The 6,250-nt window shown below is 64.6% G+C and carries 4 protein-coding genes; all 4 read left to right on the top strand.

Annotated elements, in window-relative coordinates; translation table 11 throughout:
• Window positions 1–100 precede the first annotated feature (100 nt).
• Window positions 101–1,438 carry a TolC family outer membrane protein gene (locus tag VUG52_RS26385; RefSeq protein WP_110735609.1) on the top strand — a complete coding sequence of 446 codons (1,338 nt, stop codon included), beginning with the start codon at window positions 101–103 and terminating at the stop codon, window positions 1,436–1,438.
• A gap of 45 nt (window positions 1,439–1,483) precedes the next feature.
• Complete coding sequence (locus VUG52_RS26380; RefSeq protein ID WP_050707490.1) at window positions 1,484–3,640, top strand: type I secretion system permease/ATPase; 2,157 nt, start codon at window positions 1,484–1,486, stop codon at window positions 3,638–3,640.
• Window positions 3,630–5,006 (top strand): HlyD family type I secretion periplasmic adaptor subunit, encoded by a 1,377-nt coding sequence (locus tag VUG52_RS26375; RefSeq protein ID WP_028689255.1) that lies wholly within the window; start codon window positions 3,630–3,632, stop codon window positions 5,004–5,006. Before VUG52_RS26380 ends, VUG52_RS26375 begins: the two co-directional genes overlap by 11 nt.
• 339 nt (window positions 5,007–5,345) lie before the next feature.
• Window positions 5,346–6,245, top strand: a complete 900-nt coding sequence (locus VUG52_RS26370; protein ID WP_050707489.1) for a TauD/TfdA dioxygenase family protein — start codon at window positions 5,346–5,348, stop codon at window positions 6,243–6,245.
• The last annotated feature ends 5 nt before the right edge of the window (window positions 6,246–6,250 follow it).

Genomic DNA, 6,250 nt, shown 5'->3' with positions numbered 1-6,250 from the left:
CGGAAGCTTCCTACATACAGGATCAGGGTTTGCCATTTTCCAGGGCAGGCACGGCTTCGGCTGTGATTTGGGACAACAGCTCTCTCGGGAACCAGTAAAAATGCGTGCGTCACTGTTCACCGCTCTTCCTTTCGCTCTCGCCGCCACATTCGTTCAAGCACAAACCTTGCCCGAAGCCATGCAGAAGGCCCTTGAGGTCCATCCGGAAATCCAGGCCGGCGTGAACGCCCGCACGGCTGCGGACTATCAGCTGCGCGCCGCCCAGGGCGGCTATTTGCCGCGGGTCGACGTGACCGCCGGCTATGGTCGTGAGGGCACCGACAGCCCGAGCACCCGCAACCGCTGGGAGACCCTGAACCGTGGCGAGTCGGCCATCCGCCTGCGGCAGATGGTCTTCGACGGCTTCGCCACCTCCAGCGAGGTCGGCCGTCAACAGGCCACCGTCAACGCCCGCGCCTACTCCCTGCTGGGGACCTCCGAGCGTACCGCGCTGACCGTCGCCCAGGTCTACCTGGACGTGCTGTCGCGCCGCGAGATGGTGCGCCTGGCCGAAGACAACCTGCGCAACCACGAGCGCATCCTCGACCAGATCAAGCTGCGCACCAGCCGTGGCGTCGGCCGCCTGGCCGACCTCGACCAGGCCGAGGCGCGCCTGGCCCAGGCCCGCAACAACCTGATCACCGAGCAGACCAACCTGGCCGACGCCAACACCAACTACCTGAGCGTCGTCGGGCAAATGCCCGACGAGTTAAGCACGCCCGCGCCATTTGTCGACCTGCTGCCGGCCACCCTCGACGAGGCCCGCCACCAGCTGGTCGAGGAAAGCCCGATCCTGCGCTCGGCCGAGTCGGACATCGCCGCCGCCGAGAAGCAATACGAAGCGGCAAAGTCTACGTTCTATCCACGATTCGATGCCGAACTCGGACGAACGGCCGACAACAACCTCGACGGCGCCGTCGGCCACAACAACGAATGGCAGGCCATGCTGCGCATGAACTTCAATTTGTACGCCGGTGGCAGCAACAAGGCCGACCTGGAATCGAAGTCGTACCTGGCCAACCAGGCCCTGGACATTCGCAACAACGCCTTGCGCCAGCTCAATGAGGAGTTAGGCTTGGCATGGAATGCTCTGGAGAACGCCAACGCCCAGGTGCCGATTGCCCAGCAGTACGTCGATCACAGCAACCGCGTGCGCAGTGCCTACCAGCAGCAGTTCGGCCTGGGCGAGCGTACCTTGCTCGACCTGCTCGACAGCGAGAATGAAACCTTCACCGCCCAGCGTCGCCTGGTAGAGGTGAAGAACACACAAATGTTTACTCAGTATCGAATCAAGGCGACCATTGGTCAGCTGCTCAAGAGCCAGGGTGTCGTAGCACCGATGGCGTCCGTTGTGCAGAACGACCTGAAACCCAAGGTGAACCTGCCAGGCATGAACTGAAAGGCGCACCTTGAATCACCCCCGCAAGGATGAAGAGAGCGCCGCGTGGAATCCGAAGTCAGTCGAGTCCAACTCAGCCACGATCCACGCAGTCAGCATGACGACCCGCTGCTGGACAGTCTGCTGACCCTGTGTGTCCTGCACCAGAAGCCCGCCAGCCGGGCCATGCTGACCACCGGGCTGCCCTTGCCCTCGCAGCGCCTGACCCCCGAGCTGCTGCCCCGCGCAGCCGCCCGGGCCGGGCTGCAGGGGCGTCTGCTGCAGCGCAAGCTCGAACAGATCCCCAGCATCGCCATGCCGGCGATGCTGCTGCTCAAGGAAGGCCGCTGCGCCGTCCTGCTCGGCTGGGAGAACGAAGACACCGCGCGCCTGCTGCTCAGCGAGAGCGACGGCGGCGAGGTGCATGTCACCCGTGAGGCGTTGCAGGGCGACTACAGCGGCAAGGTGTTCTTCGCTCAGCCGCAGCACAAGTTCGACGTCAACCACGGCAACCTGATCCCGCGCGCGCGCTCGTGGTTCCGCGACACCCTGCTGCGTAGCAAGTGGCTGTACATCGATGCCATCGCCGCCAGTTTGGTGATCAACCTGATTGCCCTGGCCGCGCCGTTGTTCGTGATGAACGTGTACGACCGCGTGGTACCCAACCAGGCCACCTCGACGCTGTGGGTGCTGGCGGTCGGCATTGCAGGTGCCTATGTCTTCGACCTGATTCTCAAGGGCTTGCGCAGCCTGTGCCTGGACCTGGCCGGCAAGAAGACCGACCTGATCATATCGGCGACGCTGTTCGAGCGCATCGTCGGGATGTCGATGAAGTACCGCCCGGCGCGGGTCGGCAGCTTTGCCCAGAACATCCACGAATTCCAGGGCCTGCGCGACTTCCTCGCCTCGCTGACCCTGACCAGCCTGATCGACCTGCCGTTCACGTTCCTGATCCTCATGGTCATTGCCATCATCGGCGGGCACCTGGTGTGGATTCCGATCCTGGCCTTCCCGTTGGCGCTGGGCATCGGCTATGCCCTGCAGAAGCCGTTGATGGCAACCATGGAGCGCACCATGGCCCTGGCCTCCGAGCGCCAGTCGAGCCTGATCGAGACCCTCGCCGGGCTGGATGCGGTCAAGGTCAACAACGCCGAGAGCGAGCGCCAGTACATGTGGGAGCAGACCCTCGGCACCCTGAGCCGCCTGGAGCTGCGGGTGAAGGTACTGTCGGGCCTGGCCATGAACATCACCGCGCTGATCCAGCAACTGGCCGGCGTGGCGATGATCTGCGTGGGTGTGTACCTGATCATCGACGGCAACCTCAGCATGGGCGGCCTGGTGGCCTGCTACATGCTCAGCGGTCGCGCCCTTGGCCCGCTGGGCTCGCTGAACGGCCTGCTGGCCCGCTACCAGCAGGCCAAGGTGACCATGGTCGCCACCGACCAGATGATGGAACTGCCCCAGGAGCGCAACTTCGAGGAGCGCCCGCTGAGCCGCCAGGTGCTGCAGGGCGCCATCGAGTTCCGTGGTGTCGAGTTCACCTACCCGAACCAGCAGAACCAGGCGCTCAAGGGCATCAACCTGAACATTCGCCCGGGCGAGAAGGTCGGTATCATCGGCCGCAGCGGCTCGGGCAAGAGCTCCCTGGCCAAGCTGATCGTCGGCCTGTACGAGCCGGACAACGGCTCGCTGCTGGTCGATGGCGTGGACATTCGCCAGATCGACGTCAGCGAACTGCGCCACAACATCGGCTACGTGCCCCAGGACATCCAGCTGCTGGCTGGCACCCTGCGCGACAACCTGGTCAGCGGCGCCCGCTACATCGAGGACGAGCTGATCCTCCAGGCCGCGGAACTGGCCGGCGTGCATGAGTTCGCCCGCCTGCACCCCGACGGCTATGAGCTGCAGGTCGGCGAGCGTGGCCAGAACCTCTCCGGCGGTCAGCGGCAGAACGTCGCACTGGGCCGGGCGCTGCTGCTCAACCCGCAGATCCTGCTGCTCGACGAACCCACCAGCGCCATGGACAACACCGGCGAGGAGCGTCTCAAGCAGCGCCTGGCCGCGGTGATCGAGAACAAGACCGTGCTGCTGGTCACTCACCGGGCGTCGTTGTTGTCGCTGGTGGACCGGTTGATCGTCATCGATCGTGGACAGATTGTCGCGGATGGCCCGAAAGCCGCCGTCATGGATGCGCTGAAGAAGGGGCAGATCAGTGTTGCATAAGCTGGATATCGGGCGTTTCAAGGACAACCTGCGCCGCTACTTCAAGGGCTCCGAGTCGCTGGCCGGCCAGCCGCTGCCCGAGGTCAACAAGGCGTTGATCGAGGACGCGCCACGGGTGGTGCGCCTGACCATCTGGGGCGTGATCGCGTTCTTCCTGTTCCTGATCATCTGGGCCAGCGTTGCGCCCATCGACGAGGTGACGCGCGGCGAGGGCAAGGCCATCCCGTCGTCCAAGGTGCAGAAGATCCAGAACCTCGAGGGCGGCATCGTCGCCGAGATCTTCGCCAAGGAAGGGGAGATCGTCGAAGTCGGCCAGCCGCTGCTGCGCCTGGATGAAACCCGCTTCGCCTCCAACGTCGACGAGACCGAGGCCTCGCGCCTGGCCATGGCCCTGCGCGTGCAGCGCCTGACGGCCGAGGTCGAGGACAAGCCGTTGCAGATCGACGAAGAGCTGCGCAAGGCCGCGCCGAGCCAGGCCGCCAACGAACAATCGCTGTACCAGAGCCGTCGCCAGCAGCTGCAGGACGAGCTTGGCGGCCTGCAGCAGCAGCTGGTGCAGAAGCAGCAGGAGCTGCGCGAGTTCAACTCCAAGCGCGCCCAGTACGCCAACAGCCTGCAGTTGCTGCGCCAGGAAATCGCGATGTCCGAGCCGCTGGTGGCCCAGGGCGCGATCTCCCAGGTCGAGGTGCTGCGCCTGCGTCGCGCCGAGGTCGAGAACCGTGGCCAGATGGACTCCACCGCCCTGGCCATCCCCCGTGCCGAGGCGGCGATCAAGGAAGTCGAGAGCAAGATCGAGGAGACCCGCGGCAAGTTCCGCAGCGAGGCGCTGACCCAGCTCAACGAGGCCCGCACCGAGCTGAACAAGGCCACCGCCACCAGCAAGGCGCTGGACGACCGCGTGCACCGCACCATGGTTACCTCGCCGGTGCGCGGCATCGTCAAGCAACTGCTGGTCAACACCATCGGCGGGGTGATCCAGCCGGGCAGCGACATCATCGAGATCGTGCCGCTGGACGACACCCTGGTGGTCGAGGCGAAGATCCTGCCCAAGGACATCGCCTTCCTGCACCCTGGCCAGGAAGCCACGGTCAAGTTCACCGCCTATGACTACACCATCTACGGCGGCATGAAGGCCAAGCTCGAGCAGATCGGCGCCGACACCATCACCGACGAAGACAAGAAGACCACCTACTACCTGATCAAGCTGCGTACCGACAAGAGCCACCTGGGCACGGACGAGAAGCCGCTGCTGATCATCCCGGGGATGGTGGCCACGGTGGACATCATGACCGGCAAGAAGACCATCATGAGCTATCTGCTCAAGCCGATCATCAAGGCCCGTTCGGAAGCCTTGCGCGAGCGTTGATCGTGTCTGCGCGATCCCTGTAGGAGCGGCCTTGTGCCGCGAAAGGGCCGCGAAGCGGCCCCAGGGCGTCTGCGTTGATGCAAAGATCGCCGGGGCCGCTTTGCGGCCCTTTCGCGGCACAAGGCCGCTCCTACAGGTCGGCGCATGGGCTGAAGTGCAACCCCTTCATATGGATATTCCCTAAAGGTATTTAAAATCCTATTATTATGACTTTATAGTCACCCCACTGCGTACCCGCCGACCAATCGGCGCGCCGCACGACTCGAACCCACACGGGCAATCCCCGTGCGTTTCCGATCGTTGCGCGCCCTGAAGTCGCGCACTGCGTGGGAGTGAACAATGCCAGCCGCCTCGAACGCCTTGTCGACCATCGACAGCGCCCTGCCGCAAACCTTCGACATCCGTCCGTTCCCCGGCGCCGTCGGTGCCGAGATCATCGGCCTCGACCTGGCCCGTGCGGTCAATGCCGAGGATTTCACCCGTATTCACCGCGCCCACCTGGACCATCATGTCCTGGTGTTTCGCGACCAGCGCATCACCCCCGAACAGCAAATCGCCTTCAGCCGCCGTTTCGGCGAGCTGCAGATCCATGTGCTCAAGCAGTTCCTGCTCGCCGGCCATCCCGAGATCCTGATCGTTTCCAATATCGTCGAGGACGGCCGCAACGTCGGCCTGGGCGATGCCGGCAAGTTCTGGCATTCGGACCTGTCGTACAAGGAACTGCCAAGCCTGGGCTCGATGCTGCACGCCCAGGAGCTGCCCAGCGAGGGCGGCGACACCTTGTTCGCCGACATGCACAAGGCCTGGGACGCGGTGCCCGAGGCCCTGCGCCGGGTCGTCGAGGACCGCAGCGCCGCCCACTCCTACACCGCCCGTTACGCCGAGACCAAGTTCGAAGGCAACTGGCGCCCGACGCTGACCGCCGAGCAACTGGCCCAGGTCCAGGAGGTCATCCATCCGGTGGTGCGTACCCACCCGGAAAACGGCCGCAAGGCGCTGTTCGTCAGCGAAGGCTTCACCACCCGCATCGTCGGCCTGCCGGATGACGAAAGCCGCGACGTGCTGCAACAGCTGTACGCCCTGAGCGTGTTGGAGCAGAACATCTATCGCCACCAATGGCAGCCCCACGACCTGGTGTTCTGGGACAACCGCTCGCTGATCCACCTGGCCACCGGTTGCCCCGCGAACCTGCGCCGCAAGCTGTACCGCACCACCATCCAGGGCGATGCCCCGTTCTGACGACT

Origin of the sequence: Pseudomonas sp. LH21 (assembly GCF_036549575.1) — a bacterium.
GTDB lineage: Bacteria > Pseudomonadota > Gammaproteobacteria > Pseudomonadales > Pseudomonadaceae > Aquipseudomonas > Aquipseudomonas peradeniyensis.
This window is presented reverse-complemented; position numbering and strand designations above follow the sequence as displayed.